Consider the following 23052-nt stretch of genomic DNA (forward strand, 5'->3'; position numbering starts at 1 on the left):
TCAGCTCTCGGCGACGGTGGCGACCACGTGCTCGAAGCTCGACTGGCCGCCTTCCTCGCTGGTGAAGGTGGCGGTGAGCAGGTACTCCGAGTCGGGTTCGAGTCGGTGTTCGGGCGGGGGTGACAGGATGTGGGCGCTCACGCACGTGTCGATCGTGTCGGTGCCGTTCGAGCCCGGACCCTCCCATTCGAATTCGACGGTGGTGCAGATACCGGTACGCACGACCACCTGGAAGTCACGGGGAGTCGACGATTCGACCACCATCTCGGCCACCGGACTCTCGACGATCGGAGCATCGGTGTTGATCTGCAGGGGTGGCGCCGCTTCATCACCGATCTTCGAGCCGTAGTACCCGATCACGCCCAACGCGGCGATCAGACCGACCGCCGGCCGCAGCCGGGGCCACGGCGGGGGCGTGAGCTCTCGCCCGGGAACGGCGTCGATCGCCAACATCAGTCGGCCCAACGTCCACGGTGGACATAGTCACCGAGCGGCAACCGGGGCCCGGCGACCGGTGACGGGCCGCTGCTCGGGGCCGGATGTCCGAGGCTGACCACCATCGGGGCGTCGACGTCGTCGGGGATGCCGAGGATCTCGCGCACGACGGCCTGGTGGTGGAAGGTGACCGGGCACGACGACAACCCGAGCGCGGTGGCCGCCACCATCAGGTTCTGGGCGTGTCGGCCGACGTCGAACAGCGCGCGGGGTCCGGCGTCGGCCCGCACGGTGAACACCACGAGCACGGGCGGCCGGTCGATCCACGCCGCGAAGTCGCCGCCGGCCTTCAGCGCTTCCTTGGTGGCGGGATCGGTGACCACGACGAGACGGACGGGCTGCTGGTTCTTGGCCGACCCGGCCATGCGGGCGGCGTCGAGCACGGTGTCGAGCAGGTCGTCGGCAATCGGCTCGTCGGTGTAGTCCCGTTGGTCTCGCTTGTTCCGGAGGGCGGCGATGGCGTCCATCTGGGCAGTATTCCACTCTCCGTGGTGGTGGGGCACCTCGACTCAGTGCGATGCTCTCTCACCTGCGGAACGATGGAGGGATGTCGAAGTGTGGGGTGATCGCCGTCGCCAGCGTCGCGCTGCTCGTGAGCAGTTGCAGCGTGGTCGGCGGCTCCAGCGACGCCAACGATGGCGATGCCGGCGCCGCATCGTCACCGCTCGCCGACTTCCTCGGCATCGGCGATCTGGGCAACGCTCGCTCCGACGACGCCCAGGCCCGCCTGCTCGACATCCAACGCGAGATCAACGACTCGGTGGCCGCCTGCATGACCGCCCAGGGCTTCGAGTTCGTCCCTCCCGATCTCGACGAGGTCACCTCGTTCGACTCGGCTGGCCCCGACGGCATCGAGTACGGAACGCCCGAGTACACCGCCCGCTACGGGTTCGGGGTCACCACGCAACGCTGGCCCCAGTCCACGGTCGGCCCCGAGCTGGTGGGTTACGAGGACTTCAGCGAGTCCGAGTACATCGACCCCAACCAGGCCTACCTGGAGGGCCTCACCGAGGCCGAGCGGATCGCCTACGACGCGGCCCTCTACGGCGACGGCCCCGACTACGAGTGGGATCCGTCGCTGACCGACGACGAGAACCAGGAACGAGCCGAGGCGTTCTACGCCGACTACGACGCCAGCGGGTGCTACGCCGAGGCCGAACAGGGTGGCGCGTTCGCCAACGTGTCGGCGTTCTACGAGGAGTTCGGCGACCAGCTCTTCGAGCTCTACGACCAGATCGAGAGCGACCCCCGCGTCACCCAACGGTTGGCCGAGATCGAGCAGTGCATCACCGAGCAGGGCTTCGACTACGTCGATCCGATCAGTCCCTACGAGCACTGGGAACCAGCACTGAGCGAGATCGATCAACAACACCTCTCTTGGCCGGCGAACGAGTCCGGCGACGGGCCGAGTGCGCCCGTGATGGACGACGAGGGCAAGGCCCTCCTTGCCCCGCTGCAGGCCGAGGAGATCGCGATCGCCACGGCGACCGACGAGTGCGGCGGCAGCCAGACCGAACTGATGGCGCTCTACGAATCGGTGAGGAACGAGCTCGAGCAGCAGTTCCTCGATGACAACGCCGACGCCGTCGCCGGGTTCCGGGCCGACGGTTCGTGATGGAACGTCGTCGTCTGCTTGCTGCCGTCGCCGCCGTGGCCGTCGCCTCGACCGGGGTCGGCTGGGTCGCGGGGCAGCGCATCAAGTCGCCGGCCGAGATCGCATCCGAGACCGCTCCGCCCACGCCGTCGCTCATCACCGTGCCGGTCGAGTCCCGGGTGCTGTCGAGCACGGTCATCGTGCGGGGCACGGTCACCTTCGACGAGCAGACCGACATCTCGGTGACCGGGGCCGGGGCGAGCGGCGGGTCCGCGATCATCACCCGGGTCCCGCTCCAGCCCGGCGATCAGCTGACCGAGGGCGCCGTGCTCGCCGAGATCAGCGGCCGACCGGTGATTGCGCTCCAGGGTGACCTCCCCGTGTTCCGCAACCTCACACCGGGTCTGCAGGGCCCCGATGTCGCCCAGCTCGAAGCGGCCCTCATTCGTCTTGGCTATGACCCCGGCTCGGTCGACACCAACTACGACGCCGCCACCGAGACGGCCGTCGAAGCCCTCTACCGCGACCTCGGCTACGCCCCGAAGGGTCCGACCTTCGACGAGACGACAACGCTCGAAGCGGCCCAGGACCGGGTGCGCGGCGCCCAGGAGAGCCTTCGCATCGCCGAGGCCTCGGTACGCAACGCCGGGGTGGCGAACTCGACCCGCCTCCAACTCGACCGGGCCGTCGCCGCCGCCGAACAGCAGCTGGCGATCGTCAATGGCCAGTCGGCGATCGCCCGCACCCAGGCCGCCGAGACGGTCGCTGCGGCCCAGAACGCCTACAACATCGATCCCTCACCGGACAACGCCGCCTACCTTCGCGACGCCCAGGCCAACGAGGTGGTCGTCAACCGCGAGCAGGACCTCGCGATCAACGATGCCACCGCCCAGCTGGACATCGCCCGAGCGCTACGGGCCGAAGGCCTCGACGACGACAGCGCCGCCGGCGCCCAACGCCAGCTCGACGACGCCCGAGCAGAGCTGGCCGACGCCAACGACGACCTGGCCCGCCTCGATGCACTGATCGGCGTGTCGTTCCCTGCCGGCGAAGTGGTCTTCCTTCCGATGCTGCCCCGCCAGGTGCAGGCCGTCCCCGTCGTCCCCGGCGATGCACTCGACGGTCCGGTGATGACCGTGAGCGGATCCGGGGTCGTGATCGATTCGGCCATCTCGGTGACCGACCGGGCGCTCGTCGAGGCCGGCGCCGAGGCCATCGTGGACGACGACGGACTCGGCATCCGAGCTCGGGCCACCATCACCGTCATTGCCGACAACCCCGGCGGCGATGCGTCGAACGATCGCTACGCCATGCGCCTCGAGCCGCTCGACCCGCTGCCCGACGAGGCCGTCGGCCGCAGCCTGCGAGTGTCGATCCCGATCGAGTCGACCGGCGGCGAGGTGCTCGCCGTACCCCTCGCCGCCCTGTCCGCCGGGCCAGGCGGCGACGCCCGAGTCGAGGTCGAGCGCAGCGACGGCACCACCCAATTCCTCGCCGTGACGCCGGGCCTGCGGGCCGAGGGCTACGTCGAGCTGTCGACCGTGAGCGGCGGCGAACTCCGAGCCGGCGACCGGGTCGTGGTCGGCCGCGATCTGGCGCTGCCGGTCACCGACGGCGACGGATGAGCGGCCACCGCCCGCCGGTGGTGGAGTTGTCGGGCGTCAGCCGCACCTTCGCCGGCACACCGCCGGTCGAGGCACTCCGGTCGGTCGACCTGGTGATCGAGGCCGGCGACTATCTGGCGATCGTCGGCCCTTCGGGGTCGGGCAAGTCGACCATGCTGCACCTGCTCGGACTGCTCGACTCGCCGACCGAGGGCAGCTACCGGCTCGACGGTGTCGACACCGCCGACCTCGACGAACGGGAGCGGGCGGCCCTTCGGGGCAGCAGCATCGGGTTCGTCTTCCAGGCCTTCCACCTCCTCGCCACCCGATCGAACCTCGAGAACGTGATGCTGGCCGAGACCTATGCGGGTGGACCCCGGAGTGGACGGCGAGAGCGAGCGCTCGCTGCTCTCGATCGGGTCGGCCTCGCCCACCTGGCCGACCGCTCCCCCGCCGAACTGTCGGGCGGTGAACGTCAGCGAGTGGCGATCGCCCGAGCACTCGTGGCCTCACCGTCGCTGATCCTCGCCGACGAGCCGACGGGCAACCTCGACACGGCGAACTCGCTGAACGTGCTGGACGTGTTCGACGAGCTCCACGCCGCCGGCGCCACCCTGGCGATCATCACCCACGATCTCGACGTCGCGGCCCGAGCCCAGCGCCGAGTCGCCATCCTCGACGGGCGGCTCCAGTGACTCGCTCGCACCTGTCGCTGCGAGATCTCGCCAACGAGGTCACGATCGGGCTCACGGCTCGACCGGCCCGGACGTTGCTCACTGCGCTCGGCACCATCATCGGCGTGGCGTCGCTGGTGGCCACGCTCGGGCTGGCCAAGACCGCAGGCAACCGGATCGTGTCTCGCTTCGACGAGCTGGAGGCGACGACGGTGACGGTGACGCCGAGCAACGATCGGGTGTCGCTGCTCCCGTTCGATGCCGAGAGCCGGCTCGACCCACTCAACGGTGTCGTCGCCTCGGGCACGAAGAGCGACGTCGCCGTCGGCGATCGGTTGGCTCGCTCCGTTCCGGTGGTCGACCCGCTGGGCCAGACCGAGTTCCAGATTCCGGTGATCGCCGTGAGCCCCGGCCTGTTCGACGCAGCACGGGCCCGCCTCGCCACCGGCAGCTTCTTCGACGCCGGCCACGACGCTCGCAGCGACCCGGTCGCCATCCTCGGCCCCGGTGCCGCCGAGCGGCTCAACGTGGGCCGGGTCGACAACTCACCGTCGATCTTCCTCGGCGACGAGACGCTGGCGGTGGTCGGCATCCTTGCCGAGGTCGAGCGCCAGCCGGCATTGCTCAACGCGATCATCGTGCCCAACGGCTACGCCCGTTCGGTCCTCGGCCTGCAGGCGCCCGAACTGGTGCTCATCGAGGTCGACGTCGGCGCCGCCGACCTGATCGGTACCCAGGCCCCGGTCGCGCTGGCCCCGGGCCGCGCCGACCAGCTCCAGGCCCAGGTACCCGCAGCTCCGACGCGAGTGCGGTCCGACGTGGCCGACGACGTGAACGCGCTGTTCCTGATCCTCGGCGCCGTCTCGCTGCTGGTCGGCGCGATCGGGATCGCGAACGTGACCCTGGTGTCGGTGCTCGAGCGAACCGGCGAGATCGGCCTGCGCCGTGCGCTCGGCGCCACCCGTCGCCACATCGCCTCCCAGTTCCTGGCCGAGTCGGCCGCCCTCGGTGCCCTCGCCGGATTGTTCGGCACCAGCCTCGGGATCCTCACGGTGGTCGCCGTGGCCGCAGCCCGGCAGTGGTCGCCCGTGCTCGACCCGTGGCTGCCGTTTGCGGCACCGCTGCTCGGTGCCGTGATCGGACTCGTCGCCGGCACCTATCCGGCCTGGAAGGCGTCGCGCCTCGAACCGATCGACGCGCTCCGCGGACTGTGACCGTTCGTCCTCGGTGACGGCCGATTCCACGCCGGGGGATGCGGCGCGGAACTTGGTGGACTAGGTTCGGTCGAACGCACCGCTGAACCGGTGCTGGTCAAACAACTTGGAGGGAACCATGTTCATGCGCAACGCACGCCCGCCCGGCGCTGCACGTCGACCGCTCATCGTCGCGGCCGCGGCAACGACGGCCACACTCATGTTCGGGGCGGCACCGGCCGACGCCCAGGACGATCAGGAATTCACCGGCACGTTCGCCGCCGTCAACGAGTCCGGCGCATCCGGCGACATGTCGATCACACTGTCGGGCACCACCGCCGAAGTGACCATCAACATGTCGGGCCTGGCCGACGACGTCCACGCCCAACACATCCATGGCGAGGTGGGCGCCGAGAACGTCTGCCCCGAGCCGGCGCTCGACGAAGATGGCGACGGTCTCATCAGCACCGTTGAAGGCGTTCCGGCCTACGGCCTGGTGAAGGTGTCGCTGACCACCGAGGGTGATTCCTCACCCGACTCGGCGCTCGCCATCGATCGGTTCCCGACCGGATCGTCCTACACCTACACCCAGACGATCGAGCTGCCCGAAGACATCGCCGGCGATCTCGGCAACATGAACGTCATCATCCACGGCCTCGACATCGACGGCAGCGGCGCCTACGACGGCGACGCCGTCTCGAGCCTCGATCCCGGTCTGCCGCTCGAAGCCACGATCCCCGTGGCCTGCGGCAAGATCGTCGCCGCTGCTGCGGCACCGACCGGTGGCGTCGCCACCGGCGCCGGTGGCACCTCGAGCACCCCGGCCCCGCTGGTGGCGCTCGTCGCCGCCGTCGGGGCCGCTGCCGTGCTCACCACGACCCGTCGGCACCAGCGGGTCTGATGCTGCGGCTCGCGCTGGCGGCCATCGCCCTCGTGGCGGTGGCCGCCGGTCTGGCCGCGGTGTCCGAGGGTGATCCACCGGCTGCCGCCGTCTCTGCGACGGGCGGCGGCGAGATCGCCTTCGGTCAGCCGCCGCCCCCTACCCTGCCGGCTCCGCTCCCTCTGCCGACCACGTCGGTCGAGGCCGAGTCGGCCATCGTCAAATCTCCACCTCGTCTCGTGACGATCCCGGCCATCGACGTCGAGGCGACCGTCATCGACCTCGGCCTGGAAGACGACGGCTCGCTCGAAACGCCCCAGGACTACGACCTTGCCGGTTGGTGGGCTGGTGGCACCACGGCGCTCGAGCCAGGGCCGGCCGTCATCGTCGGCCACGTCGACGACTACACCGGGCCGGCGGTGTTCTACCGGTTGCGGGAACTCGATGTCGGCGACGAGATCGAAGTGACCGACTCCACCGGAGCGGTGAGTCGTTTCGTGGTGACCGACACCGGGGTCTACGACAAGGACGACTTTCCGACCCAGGAGGTATACGGCCCGACCGATGGCCCAACCCTCCGCCTGATCACCTGCGGCGGTGCCTTCGACCGCTCCGCCCGGAGCTACGAAGACAACGTCGTCGTGTACGCCGAGCTGCATTGAGAGCCCTCCCTCGAGCGGCTCGGCGTGTCGCAGCCCCACCATGGGGGGGCTGCGACCGCGTTCTCAGCCGACCGACGCGGCCGCTTCTCGCTGCATCAGCGACCACATCGCTTCGACGTGATGCCGTTCGGTGCGCAGCGAGCCGATCGAAACCCGCACGATCCACCGCCCCTGCTGCACCGACGGACTGGCGAACGCCGTGCCCGAATCGTTGATCGCCCGGACCCAACGAAGCGTGTGAACGTCGAGTTCGTCGCCGTCGAGGCCGACGGGCCGATGCACGACACAGACGGTCTGCAGGGTGAGCGGCGACGCCAGTTCCCAGTCGTCGGCTGCCTCCACCTGGTCGGCCAACCAACGCGCGTTGTCGAGATCGCGCCGCAGCCGCTCCTGGATCGAGGCCACTCCGTCGATCGACAGGTGGAACCACAGCTTCATGGCCCGGAAGCGCCGCCCGAGCGGGATGCCCCAATCCCGGTACTGGACGGCCGTGTCGTCGTCGGGTGACTGCAGATAGCTCGGGTTGGTCGACATCACACGGTTGAGCATCTCGACATCGCGAACCCAGAACAGCGAGGTGTCGAGGATCGTGCCCATCCACTTGTGCGGATTCCAGGTGATCGAGTCGGCTCCCTCGACGCCATCCCACAGATGACGGAGTTCGGGCAGCAGCATGCCCGAGCCCGCCATGGCGGCATCCACGTGCACCCACGCCCGGTGGGTGCCGCCGTCGTTGCCGGGGAAGCGGTGGGCTTCGGCCACCTCGACGATCTCGGCCACCGGATCGAAGGCGGTCACGCCGGTGGTGCCGACCCCGGCAATCACCACGGCCGGGATCTTCCCGGCCGCCAGGTCCTCGGCCATCGCCGCCGCCAGCGCGTCGGGCAGCATGGCCGAGGTCAACGGATCGATGTCGACGTTGCGGATGTTGTCCCAGCCGTAGCCGGCCAACAGCGCAGCCTTCGCCACCGACGAGTGGGCCTGGGTGGTGGTGTAGACCACGAGCGGCCGGTCGACCCCGGCCAGACCGTCACGGTTCTGCGACAGATCGGTGGCCCGCTCTCGCGCCACCAGCAGCGCGGTGACGGCCGAGGTCGAGGCCGTGTCGTGGATCGTGCCGTGCCACTGATCGGACAGCCCGGTGAGTTGGCGCATCCATTCACACACGACTTGTTCGACCTCGGTCAGTGCCGGGGCGCTCTCCCACGAGATGCCGAGTCCGCCGAGTCCCGACGAGGCGAGATCGCCGAGGACTGACGCGAGCGAGGCGTTGGCCGGGAACCAGCCGAAGAACATCGGGTGCTGCACATGGGTCATGCCCGGCACCACGACGGAGTCCATGGTGGCGAGCAGGTCATCGATGCCGACGGTGGTCGTCGGCGCCACTGGGTCGAACGCTGAGCGGACGTCGCCCGGTGCGACCTGTGCTCTGACCGGATGCTGCTCGATGCCGGCACGGAAGTCGGCGATCCAATCGATGAGGGCGTGGCCGGCGGTTCGGAAGTCTTCGGGGTCCATGGGCCAAAGGTACTCATTCCATGGACCATCCGACCCAGACGAAAGTGATGCGAAAGACTCATTGACGCCTCAATTCAGCGACGAACAGACCGATAGGGCGAACATGACAACGAAGACTCAGTGGATGATGTTGCGGCGCGCCTCCGTCGCCACGGCCGTCGGTGCGCTTGCGCTGCTCGGTTCGACCGGCACGGCGGCGGCGCAGACCTACACGCCCACGCCGTCGGCCAACTTCTCGGATGCGACCCCCGAAGCCGGACAGACGGTTGCCGTCAGTGGCAACACTGTCGCCAACTCCGTCGTCAGCATCACGCTGGCTCAGCCCGACGGCACGGTCCTCGTGCTCGGCACGACGACGGCGAACGCATCGGGTTCGTTCAACCTCAGCATCACGCTGCCCTCCACCCTCGCAAACGGCAGCTACGTCCTGGCCGCGGTGAATGGCACGACCACCCTGTCGTCATCGGCCTTCGCCGTCAGCGGCGCGACGACCCAGGGCGACATCACGCCGGCCCAGACCACCGGGAGCGGCAGTGCCCCGACCGCCGGTGGCGCCGTCGCCCCCACCCAGACCACCACCCTGCCGGTCACCGGCGGCGAGTCCGGCCTCCTCGCCTGGACCGGCGCCGGGTTCATCGTGCTCGGCGGCGCAGCGCTGATTGCGTCGAAGTCCCGTGCCACGACCGAACCGGCCCGCGTCAAGATCTGACGCTTCGGCGTCCCCCAGTCTCTGAGCCGGCCCGTGCTGGGCCGGTGACAGCCAACGCCGACCCCGTGTCAGCGTTCGAACTCGACGATCGTGTCTTCGACCAACTCCAGTTCGGTCGATCCGATGACACGGTCGTCGTTTGCGTTTTCCAGTGTCACGCTGACGTGGTCATCGTTGATCAGCGCCTGATTCGCGATCGACAGTCGGTAGGGCTCGTCGTCGTCGAGTTCGAGGCGTCCATCGAGTTCGAAGCGCACCGTGCTCGACGCTCCCGCCGGCACATCGACGAAGATCAGGTAGCGCTGCCATCCGAGTTCGACCTGTGGCTCGACCATCTCGGTGGTCCCGTCGATCGACACCGTGTCGAGGAAGTGTGGGGTGTAGATCGACAGCTGCACGTGGGTGGTGCCGACCGGATAGCCGTCGGGCGGGGTGCCGATGATGTAGTCCGGAAGGTCGAGGGTGGCGGTGTTCGTGAGCGTGATCGATGCCGTTGCCCGAACATCGCCGTTGTCGTTCAGACGGACCCGATAGTCGACGTCACGCTCGAGGAACGAGTCGATCTTGTTGGCCTCGCCATTCGTCTGCACGACCGACAAGAAGTCGACCCCGGGGGTCGGTGTCGGAAACTCCCCGAGCATGAACAGGGTGCGAAGGAAGTCATTGGTCGACGCATCGAGGGTGGCCATCTGTAGGTGGCCACCCCGAGCGGCGGGTCCGAGCACACGACCGAGTTCACGCGGGCTCGGTAGCTCACCGGTCAGCAAGCGGCTGAAGGTCGCAGCAGCGATGTCGGTCAGGTACTCCTTGCGTTCGGTTTGATCGTCGAAGGTTTCGTACTGTCCGACGTTGAGGAACTCCACCACGCTGTCGGCATCGATGGTTCGTCCGATGCCCGGGAGCTCGACGGGACCCGACAACCGCATGAGACCGGCGACGCCGATGGGGTCGAGGTAGATGACACCGTCGACCGAGCGACCGCCGAAGCCGGGGTACAGCGACGACACCGCCTCGGCGACCATCGGCAGGTCGGGAATGCTCGTCCAGTTCGTGGTGAACAACTCGGGCTTGTTGGCGATGAAGCGGGCTGGGTAGCGGCCGGGATCGTCGAGCACCCCGTCGGTGGCGCCGTCGGCAGCGTTGCGGTTCAGCTGGCTGGCGGTTCCCTGGTCGGTCACGGTGATCGCCCCGTTGCTCGCGGTGAGCTCGAGGTAGGTGCTCATGATCCCGCCGAGTTCTCTGGCCTCGGCGGGCATGGCGAACATCACCAGATAGCGGCGGGGAGCCTCGGCCCCGAGCATCGACGGCATCACCTTCGTCGCCAGCGCCGCCTTCTCAGCCTCGGGGTACGTGTCGGTCAATTCGATGGCGGCGTCGTCGATGGCGTCTCGGACCGGTGGAACGAGCCACGGCGAATCGACCGAGCGGAGCGCGGCGAGCGCCAGTCGCATCGTTCGCTCGACGTCGGCCAGGGGCTGGGCCATCGACTCGATCAATGCCAGATCGACGGCACCGCCGGAGAGGCGCAACCGATCGACGTCGGCGAGGTCAATGGCCTGGCTCGAGGCGGCGACCAGCTCGGCGACGGGTCCGGTGGTCGCCCGAGCGGCCGCGAGATGCTGGCCCACCACGGGAACGAGCCGCCCCGGTTCGACCCACCACGCATGGAGGCGGCGGTCGGCCTCGCCGAGGAGCCGTGAGCTCTCGGCGAGCTCGCCCGCCGCAGCGACCGGATCGCCGTCTCGTGCCATGTCGAGACCACGACGAGCAGCCGCCGAACCCGCGTCGAGATCGCCACGCGCACCGAGCAGAGCCGCCACCGCAGCCCCACTTGCCAGTACGGCAAGCAGCGCAACGAAGCCACCGAATGTGAGAACCGCACGACGAGCGGCGCCTCGATCGCCGCGCAACGACAACACCGACGCCCCGATCACCACCAGGGCCCCGACTACGGCGGTCGTCCCGAACGGTCCGACGGGCCGAAGATGGAGCAGCCCGTGCACGACGGCGATGCCGATCGCGATGCGGCCCAATTGGCTCTCGACGCTCGTGACCTCGAGGGCGATGGCGAGCACCATCCCAAGCCCCGCCACGAGCAGCCACTCCGGGCCTGCCGCCAAACCGCCCGTCACCGCCAGCGCCCCGAACCAGGCCCATCGGGGCGAGCCGGCGAGGGCCAATGGTGCGATCAGGCCGAACGCCAGTCGAAGCACGCCGTCCCATCGGGCGAGGTCGGTCGGGGCCGCCGCTCCCAGCAACGCAAAGCCCCCGCTGGCGACCAGGCCCAGCACCGCCCACACCCGGTCGGCCTGTTGAGAGGACAGCATCGACCTCATGATCGCCTCGGAGGCTGCAGCTCCGGTCGATACCCGCCAGATTCACCTGACCATCGGCGCAGTGGGCCGAACGACTCATTCCACGGTGGGTGGTCATACCCCACACAACGTCTCCGACATTCCTTTCCCAACTCGGTTCTCGTGGGCCCATCGCCCAGCCGTGACACGAAAGGACGCCAACCGTGGCTTCAACCAACCTCAAGTCCATCGGTGCCGCAGCGGCGCTGGCGCTCACGATCGGCCTCGGCGTGGGATCACCGGCGGGTGCGGTCGACACCTACACGCCCTCCAGCCAGATCACGGTGTCGAACCCGACACCGAAGGCCGGCCAGTCGCTGACCCTGTCGGGCACCACCACCCCGAACACGCTCGTGACCGTCACCATCACTGCCGGTTCGTCCACCCAGAGCCTCTCGGCTGCTGCGGCGACGACCATCACGCTCGGCTCGACCACTTCCGACGCGAACGGCGCCTACTCGCTCACCGTCACCGTGCCGTCCACCCTGTCGGCCGGTAGCTACGTGCTCGCCGCCAGCGCCAACAACACCGTGATCTCCTCGTCGAACCTCAGCGTCACCGCCGCCCAGACCACGACCACCACCACGACCCCGGCCGTCACCACCGAGAAGCTCGCCTTCACCGGTTCGGAGTCGGCCCCGATGGCCGGTGTGGCGCTTGCCATCATCGGCGCCGGTGGCGCCCTGGTCCTGCTCGCCCGTCGTTCGGACGAGCTCGAAACCAGCTGACCCGAACCCTTCGGGGTTCTATCCGAATCCGGCACCCGTCGGCGAGCTCCTCCCCCTGCTCGCCGGCGGGTGTCGTCCGTTTTGGCTGCGATCGCCGGCCTCGGTGTCGGGCCACAAGATCAGGCTCGAGTCGAGCGCCGGTCGAGAAATCGTCAAGAAACTCGACCGATCACCCTCATGACGCCCGAGTCGGCTCCGAGGTTGTTGTCCGTGACCACGCTGTTCAGCCATCCTCGTCAGCCACGCCGCAACACCACTGCCTCCACTGTCCCGGCCGCTCCGACCCGCCCAACGACTCGCCGTCCTGTCAGTCCGACGGCCCCGCCGGTGTCCGGCGCGCTGCAGCGCCCCCGCATCGACGATCCCCAGCCGAGTCGCGCCGACGCCGTTCCCTCGTTCATCCCACCGTCGGACAACTCGGTGTCCCGTGCGGCGGCCACGGCCACCGTCGGGCTCGAACTGCGCTCACCCGCTGCGAGCTGGGACGCCATCGCCGCCACCTCGCGCCAGATCAGCCGATCCGAGGCCACCTCGATCCCGAGCGACATCGCCGGCCTCGACCGTCGCACGCGCATCATGGTCCGTGGCTTCGATCTGGTGGCGTCGTCGATGCTGATCGTCGTGACGCTGCCGCTCATGGTGCTCGTGGCCCTGTTGGTCGCCGTCTCCTCCCGAGGCCCGGTCCTCTACCTGTCGTGGCGGATCGGCCGTGGCGGCAGGATCTTCGGCTGCGTCAAGTTCCGCACGATGACCCGCGACGCCGATGCCGTGCTGCCTCACCTCCTCGCCGCCAACCGGCACCTGGCCAACGAGTTCCGTTCGTCGCACTCGCTGCGCCACGATCCCCGTGTGACTCGGGTCGGCAAAGTGCTGCGCCGCACCCACCTCGACGAACTGCCGCAACTGTTCAACGTGCTGTTCGGCCGCATGAGCCTCGTCGGCCCCCGCCCAATCGTCCCCAAGGAGATGGGGCTCTACGGCCCGTCGCTGTCGAAGACCCTGACGGTCAAGCCCGGCATCACCGGCGCCTGGCAGGTGTCGAAGCGACTCGGGTGCTACGCCGGGCGGGTCGAGACCGACGTGCGCTACGTCGGGCGCCGCAGCCTCGCTCGCGACCTGTGGATCTGTGTGCGGACCGCGCTGCTCGTGATCGGCATCGGTCGACGCCCGAACCGCTGAGTTCGCAGACCCCGAGGGGCTGACTCAGTTGGCCCGTTCCCGGCTGCTGTAGCCGAGGCTCTCGATCGCCACTGGCGCCGAGGACTTCGGCCCACCGTTCGCCGACGGACCACCGCCGGCGATCTTGGCCGCTTCCTTCTTGGCCTGCTCGATCTCGGCGTGTTCCTTCTGGTTGTAGTAGCCGTAGCCGTACTGGCCATACAGCGACTCTTCCTTCACACCGACCAGGACCACACCGATCACGTTGCCGCCGACCTGTTCGATCCCGGCGACCGCCCGAGCCAGACTCTCCTTGGTGGTGGTGCCGGCAGCGGCAACCATGACCACGCCGTCGACGTTGCGAGACATCAGCAACGAATCCGACACCGGAAGGAGCGGCGGCGCGTCGAGGAGCACGAGATCGGCGACCTGCGACAAGGCGTCGACCGCCCCGATGAACTCGCGAGTGGCCACGAAGTCGGCCGGGTTCGGCGGCTTCGAGCCGGCGGTGAAGACCGCCATCGTGCCGTCGTCGTTGCGGAATGCCAGCTGCTCGAGCGGGACGTCTTCGATGATGTGGTTCGACAGGCCCGGCTCGGCCGGCACATCGAGCGCCTGGTGAAGACGGGGCTTGCGGAAGTCGACGTCGGCCAGCACCACCAGCATCTCGGGATTGGCCAGCGCATAGGCCAGGTTGACCGACGTGGTGGTCTTGCCCTCGGACGCGTTGGCGCTCGTGATCAGCAGGGTGTTGACCGACTTGTTCATCAGTGAGAACTGGAGCGAGGTGGCGACGCGGCGATAGGCGTCGGCGACCGGTGAGTCGTCATGGTCGCGGCTGGAGAGCGCCAGCTCGAAGCCCGACATCCAACGGCCGGCGAGCGGAATCTGGCCCAGCACTGGGAGCCCGGTGACGGCGGTGATGTCGTCGGCCGTCTTGATGGTCTTGTCGAACGATTCCGCTGCGAGGGCGGCGGCCACGCCGAGCACCCCACCGGCCACGATGCCGAGCAGGATCGTGCGCCACAGCGGCGCACCGGACTCGGTGTCGGGCGGGCTGGCCACCACGTAGACCTTGGCGGTGCCGGCCGATGCCGTCTCGGCCTGGAGCTCGAGCCGCAACAGCTGGCTGTTGACCTCGGAGCGCTGATCGATCAGGAACTGCTTCTGATCGTTGCCGTCGCGCAGCCGGGCGATCTCGTCGTTCAACGAGTCGCGCTTGTCTTCCAGCACGGCGATTCGGGTGTCGATGCTGCTGCGAGCCTCGTTCTGCTTGGTCTCGACGTAGGCCGTGGCCCAGGTGTTGGCCCACTCAGCCGATTTCTCCGGCGTGTTCGCCGTGGCCGTGAAGTCGAGGTAGTCCGAGTCGGCGACCGCCGTGATGCCGATGCCCCTCGGGAGGAACCCGAGCAGCTCCTCGACGCGAGCCTCGACGGCGTCGGTCTTGGCGAAGTTGATCTCGTTCTCGATCCGTCGGGACTGGACCTGGACGTTGGTGCTCGACCCACCCAGGATCTCCTCATCGGCGGAGTCGACGAGGCCGACCGTGGCCGTGGCGGTGTACTGGGGTTCGGACCGCAGACCGAGTGCCGTCGCCGCTGCTGCGAGGAGAACGATCGGCGCCAGGAACCAGATCCAACGCCGCCGAAGGATGGACACATAGTCTTCGAGCGTGAGCTCTTGGGCCGCGGGCTGTGTCACCGGCGGAACTGTAGCCCGGAACTCTGCTCGTGAGAACGACGGGTGCCACCCTCACCCAGCGTGAGCGACGCCACACGCTCACCCTCGGTGGCATTACCCCTGACCAGGGAGTACGTGAGAGCGCAGGATGCGGGACCGTTGCATTCTCGTTGCTCACTCTGACCCCGTGCCGGCCGGATCCGACCGGCGTGAACCACCGCATTGCTTGGACGTCCACGGAAATTCTTGCGTGGACGTCCAACCTTTCTCGTCCGGTGCCAGACTCTCCCCCATGGCTTCTCCTGACACCACCCTCGATCGTCCCATCGGCAAGCTCGGCGTGATCGGCGCTGGATTGATGGGCTCGGGCATCGCCGAGGTCTCGGCCCGTGCCGGCATCGACACCATCGTCATCGAGGCCAGCGAAGAAGCGGCCAAGGCCGGTCGGAGCCGACTCGAGAAGTCGCTCGATCGGGCCGTCAAGGCCGGCAAGATGGACGTCGCCGATCAGGTCAAGACCCTCGACTCGCTGGTGTTCACCTCGAAGATCGGTTCGCTGGAAGACCGCGACATGGTGATCGAAGCAATCATCGAGAACGAGAATGCCAAGACCTCGGTGTTCCGTCAGCTCGACGACATCGTTGCCTCCACCGACGCAGTGCTCGCCTCCAACACCTCGTCGATCCCGATCATGAAGCTCGCCATGGCCACCAAGCGGCCCGAGCACGTCATCGGCATCCACTTCTTCAACCCGGTGCCGGTGCTCCACCTGGTCGAGTTGGTCACCTCGCTCCACACCTCCGACCAGACCCAGAAGATCGCCCAGGACTTCTCGGCCGGTCAGCTCGGCAAGCGGGTCATCCACTCCAAGGACCGGGCCGGCTTCATCGTCAACGCCCTCCTGATCCCCTACATCCTGTCGGCCGTTCGGATGTTCGAGTCGGGCTTCGCCTCGAAGGAAGACATCGATCAGGGCATGGTCACCGGCTGTGCCCACCCGATGGGCCCGCTCGCTCTGGCCGACCTCATCGGTCTCGACACCACCATGGCGGTGGCCGAGTCGCTCTACGAGGAGTTCAAGGAGCAGCTGTACGCGCCGCCGCCACTGCTGGCTCGTATGTGCGAGGCGGGCCTACTCGGCCGCAAGACCGGGCGCGGGTTCTACGACTACCACTGAGCCCGGTTCGGTTCGTTCGGTCGGTACGACGGCGGCACGGGGCCGTCGTCGCCAGCCGTCGTAGGCGAAGATCACGAGTCCCACCCAGATGACGGCGAAGCCGGCGAAACGTCCGGCCGTCACTCGCTCGTCGAACACGAACGCGCCCAACACGAACTGCATCAGCGGGTTGATGTAGAGCAAGATGCCGACCGCGCTCAGCGGGATCGATCGGGCAGCCGCCGCGAACAGCAGCAGCGGAGTGACCGTGACGATCCCGGCGGTGAGCAGTACGGCGAAGCGCCAACCACCGGGAACGACGAGTTCGCCGGCGGCGGCCCGAGAGCCGAGGAACAGCGAGGCGGGCACGGCAAGAAGGACCACCTCACTGGCCAGCCCCTCGATCGAGGGCAGCGGCGAGAGCTTGCGCACCAGGCCGTAGAGCCCGAACGATCCGGCAAGGGTGAACGCGATCCACGGCACGACGCCGGCCTCGATCGTCAGCACGGCGACACCGACCGCTGCGAACGCCACCGCCAGCCACTGCCACGACGTGAGCCGTTCCCGCAGCACCACCATGGCGAGGACGACCGAGACGAGTGGGGTCATGAAGTAGCCGAGGCTCGATTCGACGACCCGGTCGACGGCCACGGCATAGAGGAAGGCGAGCCAGTTCGTGCCGATCAGCAGGGCCGACACAGCGTGCACGGCGAGCGTGCGACGATCACCGAACGCCCGGCGCAGGTCGACCCGGGTGGTGAGGAGGCCCGCCGCTCCGAGCATGACGGCCGAGATCGTGACCCGGTAGGCCACGATCTGGTTCGACGGAATCTCCGACAGGAGCTTCCAGTACAGCGGGAAGAGACCCCACAACAGATAGGCGACGATCGCCTGGACGTAGCCTCGCTCGGTCACCAGGGCACGCTAGTGGCCGAGCCGACCGAAACGATTCGGCGGCCCGGCAGCGCTGTCAGTCAGCGATGGGGCGCAGTCGTCAGCGGCGGCTGAAGATCCGCAGCACGTACCAGAACATGGTCATCAGCGAGGCGAACAGGCTGACGGCCGCCCCGACGTGGGCCCAGGCCGGGTAGGTGCGGATGATGTTCTGGGTCTGGTAGAGGATCGAGGCGCCGGTGAGGGCGACCATGCCGAGGCTGAACCACAGGCCGAGGTTGAGGCCGAACAGCACGGCGGCACCGATCAGGACGAGGGCCATGATGCCGCCGAACATGATCATCGGGCGCATGAACGACAGGTCCTTGCGGGTGATCATCCCGACGATGGTGAGGCCGATGAACCCGGCGACGGTGACCACGGCGGCTTGTGCGACCGTGCCGGCTCCCTCGCCCTGGGTGTTGAACACCATGTAGAGGAACGGGGCGAAGATGAGCGCCTCGGCGCCGGCCATGCCGAACAGGCCGGCGTACTGCATGCCCGGATTGGCGAGGTTGTGGGCCGACTGGCTGGCCAGCCACTGCACCACCATGAACCCGCCGAGGATGAGCAGCCAGATGGCGCTGCTGCCCGAGATCAGGTTGTAGAGCCCCTCGGCGGCGCCGACCATGAACAGGACGGTCTCGAACGCCATGAACGCCAAGACGGCGAGGGCGACGTGCTGGTAGACCCGGACGAGGAAGGCACCCCGGGTGTCCTCGTCGGCCGTGATGACCGGAGCATTGCTGAGTGGACTGGCGTACGCCATCGAGACGAACCTCCTGTGGGGATTGCGTGCATCGTACAACCACGTACCGGGCCGCGAAGGTTCCAGCCGGGCGAGGATTTTTGCGGGCAATGCCGCCTATGGTCTGAGCCATGGTCGGCCACGCAGCACCAGGACTCGACGTGAGCGAGATCCACGAAGTCGCCGTCGCACGGCTCGGGCACCTCGACCAGCGCTACACCGCCAACCGCAAGACCATCGTCGCGGCCCTGGCCTCGTCCGACACCCCGCTCACCATCGGTGAACTCCTCGACACCGACGGAGGGTTGTCGCAGAGTTCGACCTACCGGAACCTCGCCGTGTTGGAGGAAGCCGGTGTGGTGCATCGCATCGTCACCGCCGCCGACCACGCCCGCTTCGAGCTCACCGAAGACGTCACCGGCACCCACCACCATCACCTGGTGTGTACCGGCTGCGGGATCGTCCTCGACGTCACCCTGCCCGACCCCGTCGAGGAGCAGCTGCACGCGGCGTTGTCGGCCGCCGCTGCGGCCGAGGGCTTCACCGGCGCCCACCACCGGGTCGACCTGGTCGGCACCTGCCGCACCTGCACCCCCGCCCCCTGACCACCCCACCGTTCTCGAGAGCCAGAGCGTCAGTTCTGACGCTTTCGCTCTCCAGAACGAGGGCGATTGACGCTCAGGCTCTCAGGAACTGACGGCGGACCGCTCAGAACGAGGGCTTGGTGATGTAGTTCTCGCCGCCGCCGAGGCGGATGACGTCTTCCACCCAGCCCGACTCGTAGGTGTCGGTGGGTGCCTGGAGGAGGTCGGACGCCTCGCCCTCGGGTGTGGTCTCGATGGTCCAGGCCTGGCGCTTGTAGGTCCAGTTGCTCGGATCGAGCTCGTGGGCCCGACGCCACCATGGAACGGCGGCCCGATGGCCGACCACCGTGCGCAGGTGCTGGCCGAGCTCGAACGCCGCGGCCGCTTCGGCGTGGTGATCCTCTCGAGGCGCCGAGAGCGCGATCACCTGATCGGGGGTCAGGGCGAACTCGCTGTCGGCCCCCTTCTCGATCCAGTCGATGACCGCCGCCCGGTAGCGCTCGCCGATGTCGGGGATCTTGCCGACCTCGGTCATCACCGCAACCAAACGCTCCGGCAGTCCCTCCGGTAGCTCACCGCCCTTGGGCCGACCTTCGAGGCTTGCGCTCTCGGCCGGTCGCACCAAACGACCCTCCTCGTCGATCCACACCGCCATGGGCACGTTGTTGAACCCGAACAGCGCGTTGGAGACGTGGCTGTTGTCGATCAGCGACGGATGGGTGGGCGCCGCCGCCTCGATCCAGGGCAGGGCCTTGGAGGTGTCGACGTCGAGGGCGACGGTGACGACCGTGAGTCCGGCCGCTTCGTAGTCAGCGTGCAGAGCCTGCCACACGGGCAGGCTGGTGCGACAGCCTCACCACGACGCCCAGGCGACGAGCAGCACCTTGCGGCCGTGCAACGACGACAGCTTGAACGGATTGCCATCGGCATCGGGCAGTTCGAGATCGGGAGCGACGGCGCTCGACAGTGCCCGGCCCGAGCCGACGGTGTCGGGACCGAGCGCCATGAGGCCAGTCGCCTCGTCGGTCAACAGCGGCATGCCCAGCCGTTCGGCCAGGACGGCGACGCTCAGCTCGCCCGAGTCGAGCAGCGCCCCCGGCGCCGGCACGCAGGCGTCGCCCTTGCACAAGCCCTCGGGTTTGGCCTCCCAACCGGTACGGCGGGCGAACTCCTCGGGCGAAACCGATGTCGAATCGATGATCACCCGCCCGACCCTAGACCACCCCCTCGCCCTCCGCCCCACCGACCGCCGCTCCCCCACCCCCACCGTTCTCGAGAGCCTGAGCGACACTTCTGACGCCCTCGCTCTCCAGTTCGCCACCCACTGACGCTCTGGCTCTCCGGAATCGACAAGCCGAGCCGCCCGCTACGGCGTCAGGCGAGGGGCGGTGGCATGCTTGGTGGTCATGCTGCTCCACCGAGTTGCCTCGACCTCGGCCGCCGTCGCGGCCACGTCGGCCCGGAACGACAAGATCCGACTCCTCGCCGAGACCCTGGCCGACCTCGAACCCGACGAGATCGCCCCGGTCGTCGCCTACCTGTCGGGCGAGATCCCGCAGGGTCGCATCGGTGTCGGTTGGGCGACCGCCGCCAAGCTCGTGGCCGACGAGGTCGAGACGCCCACGCTCACCGTGGACGACCTCGACTCGGCGTTCGAAGCGCTCGCCGGCATCAGCGGTCCCGGCTCGGTGGCGGCGCGCGACGACGTGCTGCGCTCGCTGCTGTCGAGGGCCACGGCAATCGAGGTGGCGTTCGTACGGCGACTCATCGTTGGTGAGGTCCGCCAGGGTGCATTGGCCGGCGTGGTCACTGGCGCCATCGTTGCGGCCTCGACGTTGCGGAGCGAGCGTGGACTCGGCCATCCGGTGAAGCTGGCCGCGCTCCGACGAGCGGCGATGCTGTTGGGCGATCTTTCAGCGGCAGCCGAATTGGCGCTCGGACCGGATGGGCACGAGCGACTGGCCGCTGTCGGGCTGGAGGTGCTGCGCGGGATCGAGCCGATGCTGGCCGCCACCTCCGCCAGTGCGAGCGAGGCGATCGCCGACGTCGGGATGGCCTCGGTCGAGTGGAAGCTCGATGGCGCCCGGGTGCAGGTGCACCGGGCCGGCGACGAGGTGCGAGTCCTGACCCGCAACCTGAACGACGTCACCGATCGCCTTCCCGACGTGGTCGCCGTTGCTCGGTCGCTGCCGGTCGAGTCGATCATCCTCGACGGTGAGGTGCTCGGGCTCGATGCCGATGCTGCTCCACGCCCGTTCCAGGACACGATGGCCACCTTCGGCACCGAGTCCGGACCACGATTCAGCCTTCTCCCCTACTTCTTCGACGTGCTCCACCTCGACGGGGTCGACCTCATCGACGAGCCGCTGTCGGTCCGAAGCTGCGAACTCGACCGAGTGGCGGCCCAGCACCGCATCCCCGCCGTCGTCACCGACGATCCCGAGCGAGCCGAGGCCGCATTGGCCGAAGCGCTGGCGAGCGGGCACGAGGGCGTGATGGTGAAGGCGGTCGACGGTCGCTACGAGGCCGGGCGCCGGGGCAAGTCCTGGCGCAAGGTCAAGCCGGTCTACACCTATGACCTGGTGGTGCTCGGCGTCGAGCGAGGCAACGGCCGTCGGAAGGGCACGCTGTCGAACCTCCACCTGGGCGCTCGCGATTCCGAGACCGGCGAGTTCGTGATGGTCGGCAAGACGTTCAAAGGCCTCACCGACGAGCTGCTGGCCTGGCAGACCACCGCGCTCGCTGAGCTCGCCGTGAGCGACGACGGCTACACGATCATGGTCCGTCCCGAACTCGTGATCGAGATCGCCATCGACGGGGTGCAGCGCTCGACCCGCTATCCCGGCGGGGTGGCCCTGCGCTTCGCCCGGGTCAAGGGCTACCGCCCCGACCGCTCGCCCGAGTCGGCCGACACCATCACCACCCTCCAGGCGCTGCTCTGACCGAGTCGAGTCGCTCGGATTGTCGGAACCTGAGACGAGGGGCGACACGGCCGCCCGATTCGGAGTCCCAGCGCGTCAGAACTGTCGCTCTGGGTCTCGAGAACGGGTGGGGGTGTCGCTGTTTGGGTCAGGCGAGGTGGGTGATGAGTTGGGTGGCGAGGAGGTCGGCCATGACCATGACCGCCATGTTGGTGTCGGCTCGCGGCGAGACCGGGAGTACCGAGGCGTCGATCACGCTGCGGTCGCGGCGGCCGTTGACCAGCCCGGCCGGTCCGACATGGGTCCCGAGCGGGAGCGTGCTCGTGACGTGGTGCACCGGGTTGGGTTGGATCGCCACCCACGAATCGATCGCAGCGTCGTCGGCGTCGATCGTGAGATCGACGGCGGCCTCGACGCCGGCAGCCGCAATGAGGTCGAGCGCTCGACGAACCCCGAGGCGCAGACGAGCCCGATCGGGCTCGGTCGTCGCTCGCCCCAGCTCGCTGCCCGACAGCAAGCTGACGAGCACGAGACCCTGCCCTCGCCCGGCCGCATCCCAGCCCATGTGGTCGAGTACGACCAGTTGGAGGTCGGCCCTCGATCGCTCGAGCACATCGACCGGCTCGTCGCCGCGCCCGTCGGAATGAACCGCCGAGGCGCCCGGCAGCCCATCACCGAGGCCGCTCGCCCACCGCAGCACTCGGGTCACCGCCGGCTGGTCCCGCTCGGTCTGGAGTGCCGGCGGCAAAGGCACCGGAAGCGCAACGGCGAGATGCTGTTGTCCAACCGTTGGCCGAACTCCAGCCTCGATTGCTGCAACCAACGGCGGACTGGCCAGCGCACCGGCACTGATCACCAGATGATCGAATGCAGAGAGGTCCGGCTGGTCGAGCGACGTGATGACCGTGTCGGTCACCAGCGCTAGCCCATCGGGCGCACCGTCGAGGTAGACCGTGGCAGCGTCTCGCCGCTCACCACTGCGAGCCGCCAGCGCCGTGACCAGCAACCCACGAGCGTCGACATCGAGCGTCGAGCCGCCGATGCCTTCGCCCTGCTCGAGCGCCGTTGCGCTCAGCGTTCGGGCCAGCGGACCCGGCGCTGCGATCTGGGGCGACACCTCGGCAATCACCCGCTCAAGCGCGGCTCGGGCCGACCCGGGATCCAGTCCGAGCGCTGCGTCCCACGAGGCGAGGTCGGTCGAGTCGGGCGCCGAGAGCAGCATCCCGTTGATGGCCGAGGCGCCACCGACGGCCCGAGCCCGAATCACCCCTGGCGGCATCGAATCGTCGTCGGCCCAGCGGACGTCGTCACGCCCGAGAAACGACGCGAAGTCGACGGTGGGCACGGGCCGGTTGCCCGCCTCGAACAGCGTGACGTCGTGACCGGCGTCGGCCAGTCGACGCGCCGTCAGGCAGCCGGCGGGTCCGGCACCGACGACCCCGACCCTGCCCACGACCGTCC

At 68.5% G+C, this 23052-nt stretch carries 21 protein-coding genes; 12 read left to right on the forward strand and 9 right to left on the reverse strand.

Translation table 11 applies throughout. The features are described from left to right. Positions 1 to 453, reverse strand: coding sequence for a hypothetical protein (locus R2733_00395; GenBank protein MEZ5374936.1), 453 nt, complete (start codon positions 451 to 453; stop codon positions 1 to 3). Next, a complete protein-coding gene (locus R2733_00400) occupies positions 453 to 962 on the reverse strand; it encodes a nitroreductase (protein ID MEZ5374937.1) in 510 nt (169 codons plus the stop codon). The genes R2733_00395 and R2733_00400 overlap by 1 nt, the downstream gene beginning before the upstream one ends. Positions 963 to 1042: 80 nt before the next feature. Between R2733_00400 and R2733_00405 the strand changes: the two genes are divergently transcribed. The 6 genes from R2733_00405 (at position 1043) to R2733_00430 (ending at position 7102) form a co-directional block, all read left to right on the forward strand. Next, on the forward strand, positions 1043 to 2110 hold the full coding sequence (locus tag R2733_00405; protein ID MEZ5374938.1) for a hypothetical protein: 1068 nt from the start codon (positions 1043 to 1045) through the stop codon (positions 2108 to 2110). Further along, the gene (locus tag R2733_00410; protein MEZ5374939.1) at positions 2110 to 3714 is read left to right on the forward strand and encodes a peptidoglycan-binding protein; all 1605 of its coding nucleotides are present in this window, start codon (positions 2110 to 2112) and stop codon (positions 3712 to 3714) included. The genes R2733_00405 and R2733_00410 overlap by 1 nt, the downstream gene beginning before the upstream one ends. Then, complete coding sequence (locus R2733_00415; GenBank protein ID MEZ5374940.1) at positions 3711 to 4388, forward strand: ABC transporter ATP-binding protein; 678 nt, start codon at positions 3711 to 3713, stop codon at positions 4386 to 4388. Before R2733_00410 ends, R2733_00415 begins: the two co-directional genes overlap by 4 nt. After that, positions 4385 to 5581, forward strand: a complete 1197-nt coding sequence (locus R2733_00420) for an ABC transporter permease (protein ID MEZ5374941.1) — start codon at positions 4385 to 4387, stop codon at positions 5579 to 5581. The genes R2733_00415 and R2733_00420 overlap by 4 nt, the downstream gene beginning before the upstream one ends. Positions 5582 to 5699: 118 nt before the next feature. Continuing rightward, entirely contained in the window at positions 5700 to 6461 is a 762-nt protein-coding gene (locus R2733_00425; GenBank protein MEZ5374942.1) for a hypothetical protein, read from the forward strand. After that, positions 6461 to 7102: a class F sortase gene (locus R2733_00430; GenBank protein MEZ5374943.1), complete on the forward strand. Its 642-nt coding sequence runs from the start codon at positions 6461 to 6463 to the stop codon at positions 7100 to 7102. The genes R2733_00425 and R2733_00430 overlap by 1 nt, the downstream gene beginning before the upstream one ends. Positions 7103 to 7165: 63 nt before the next feature. Here R2733_00430 and R2733_00435 read toward each other — a convergent pair whose 3' ends face one another. Beyond that, entirely contained in the window at positions 7166 to 8620 is a 1455-nt protein-coding gene (locus R2733_00435; protein MEZ5374944.1) for a pyridoxal-dependent decarboxylase, read from the reverse strand. 103 nt (positions 8621 to 8723) lie between these two features. On the opposite strand from R2733_00435, the gene R2733_00440 reads away from it, so the two are divergent. Beyond that, entirely contained in the window at positions 8724 to 9329 is a 606-nt protein-coding gene (locus R2733_00440) for a hypothetical protein (GenBank protein ID MEZ5374945.1), read from the forward strand. A 68-nt stretch (positions 9330 to 9397) separates the two neighbouring features. On the opposite strand, the gene R2733_00445 is transcribed toward R2733_00440, so the two are convergent. Further along, positions 9398 to 11656, reverse strand: coding sequence for a DUF4012 domain-containing protein (locus R2733_00445; protein ID MEZ5374946.1), 2259 nt, complete (start codon positions 11654 to 11656; stop codon positions 9398 to 9400). 191 nt (positions 11657 to 11847) lie between these two features. Between R2733_00445 and R2733_00450 the strand changes: the two genes are divergently transcribed. Then, positions 11848 to 12411, forward strand: coding sequence for a hypothetical protein (locus R2733_00450; protein MEZ5374947.1), 564 nt, complete (start codon positions 11848 to 11850; stop codon positions 12409 to 12411). Positions 12412 to 12621: 210 nt separating this feature from the next. Beyond that, positions 12622 to 13590 carry a sugar transferase gene (locus R2733_00455; GenBank protein MEZ5374948.1) on the forward strand — a complete coding sequence of 323 codons (969 nt, stop codon included), beginning with the start codon at positions 12622 to 12624 and terminating at the stop codon, positions 13588 to 13590. Between the two features lie 24 nt (positions 13591 to 13614). Here the strand turns inward: R2733_00455 and R2733_00460 are convergent, their stop codons facing one another. Continuing rightward, positions 13615 to 15270: a polysaccharide biosynthesis tyrosine autokinase gene (locus R2733_00460; GenBank protein ID MEZ5374949.1), complete on the reverse strand. Its 1656-nt coding sequence runs from the start codon at positions 15268 to 15270 to the stop codon at positions 13615 to 13617. Between the two features lie 271 nt (positions 15271 to 15541). Between R2733_00460 and R2733_00465 the strand changes: the two genes are divergently transcribed. Next, complete coding sequence (locus R2733_00465) at positions 15542 to 16426, forward strand: 3-hydroxybutyryl-CoA dehydrogenase (GenBank protein ID MEZ5374950.1); 885 nt, start codon at positions 15542 to 15544, stop codon at positions 16424 to 16426. Here the strand turns inward: R2733_00465 and rarD are convergent. Next, positions 16382 to 17320: an EamA family transporter RarD gene (rarD, locus tag R2733_00470; protein ID MEZ5374951.1), complete on the reverse strand. Its 939-nt coding sequence runs from the start codon at positions 17318 to 17320 to the stop codon at positions 16382 to 16384. The genes R2733_00465 and rarD overlap by 45 nt on opposite strands. 79 nt (positions 17321 to 17399) lie before the next feature. Beyond that, positions 17400 to 18107, reverse strand: a complete 708-nt coding sequence (locus R2733_00475) for a Bax inhibitor-1 family protein (protein ID MEZ5374952.1) — start codon at positions 18105 to 18107, stop codon at positions 17400 to 17402. A 110-nt stretch (positions 18108 to 18217) separates the two neighbouring features. Here R2733_00475 and R2733_00480 point away from each other — a divergent pair, with 110 nt between their 5' ends. After that, positions 18218 to 18691: a transcriptional repressor gene (locus R2733_00480; protein ID MEZ5374953.1), complete on the forward strand. Its 474-nt coding sequence runs from the start codon at positions 18218 to 18220 to the stop codon at positions 18689 to 18691. A 103-nt stretch (positions 18692 to 18794) separates the two neighbouring features. Here the strand turns inward: R2733_00480 and R2733_00485 are convergent, their stop codons facing one another. Next, positions 18795 to 19874, reverse strand: coding sequence for a ResA-like WAxxUGC motif-containing protein (locus R2733_00485; GenBank protein MEZ5374954.1), 1080 nt, complete (start codon positions 19872 to 19874; stop codon positions 18795 to 18797). Positions 19875 to 20076: 202 nt separating this feature from the next. Between R2733_00485 and R2733_00490 the strand changes: the two genes are divergently transcribed. Continuing rightward, a complete protein-coding gene (locus R2733_00490) occupies positions 20077 to 21612 on the forward strand; it encodes an ATP-dependent DNA ligase (protein ID MEZ5374955.1) in 1536 nt (511 codons plus the stop codon). Positions 21613 to 21739: 127 nt separating this feature from the next. Here the strand turns inward: R2733_00490 and R2733_00495 are convergent, their stop codons facing one another. Beyond that, on the reverse strand, positions 21740 to 23044 hold the full coding sequence (locus R2733_00495) for an NAD(P)-binding protein (GenBank protein MEZ5374956.1): 1305 nt from the start codon (positions 23042 to 23044) through the stop codon (positions 21740 to 21742). Between the last annotated feature and the right edge of the window lie 8 nt (positions 23045 to 23052).

Source organism: Acidimicrobiales bacterium (genome assembly GCA_041394265.1).
Taxonomy (GTDB): Bacteria; Actinomycetota; Acidimicrobiia; order Acidimicrobiales; family SZUA-35; genus JBBQUN01.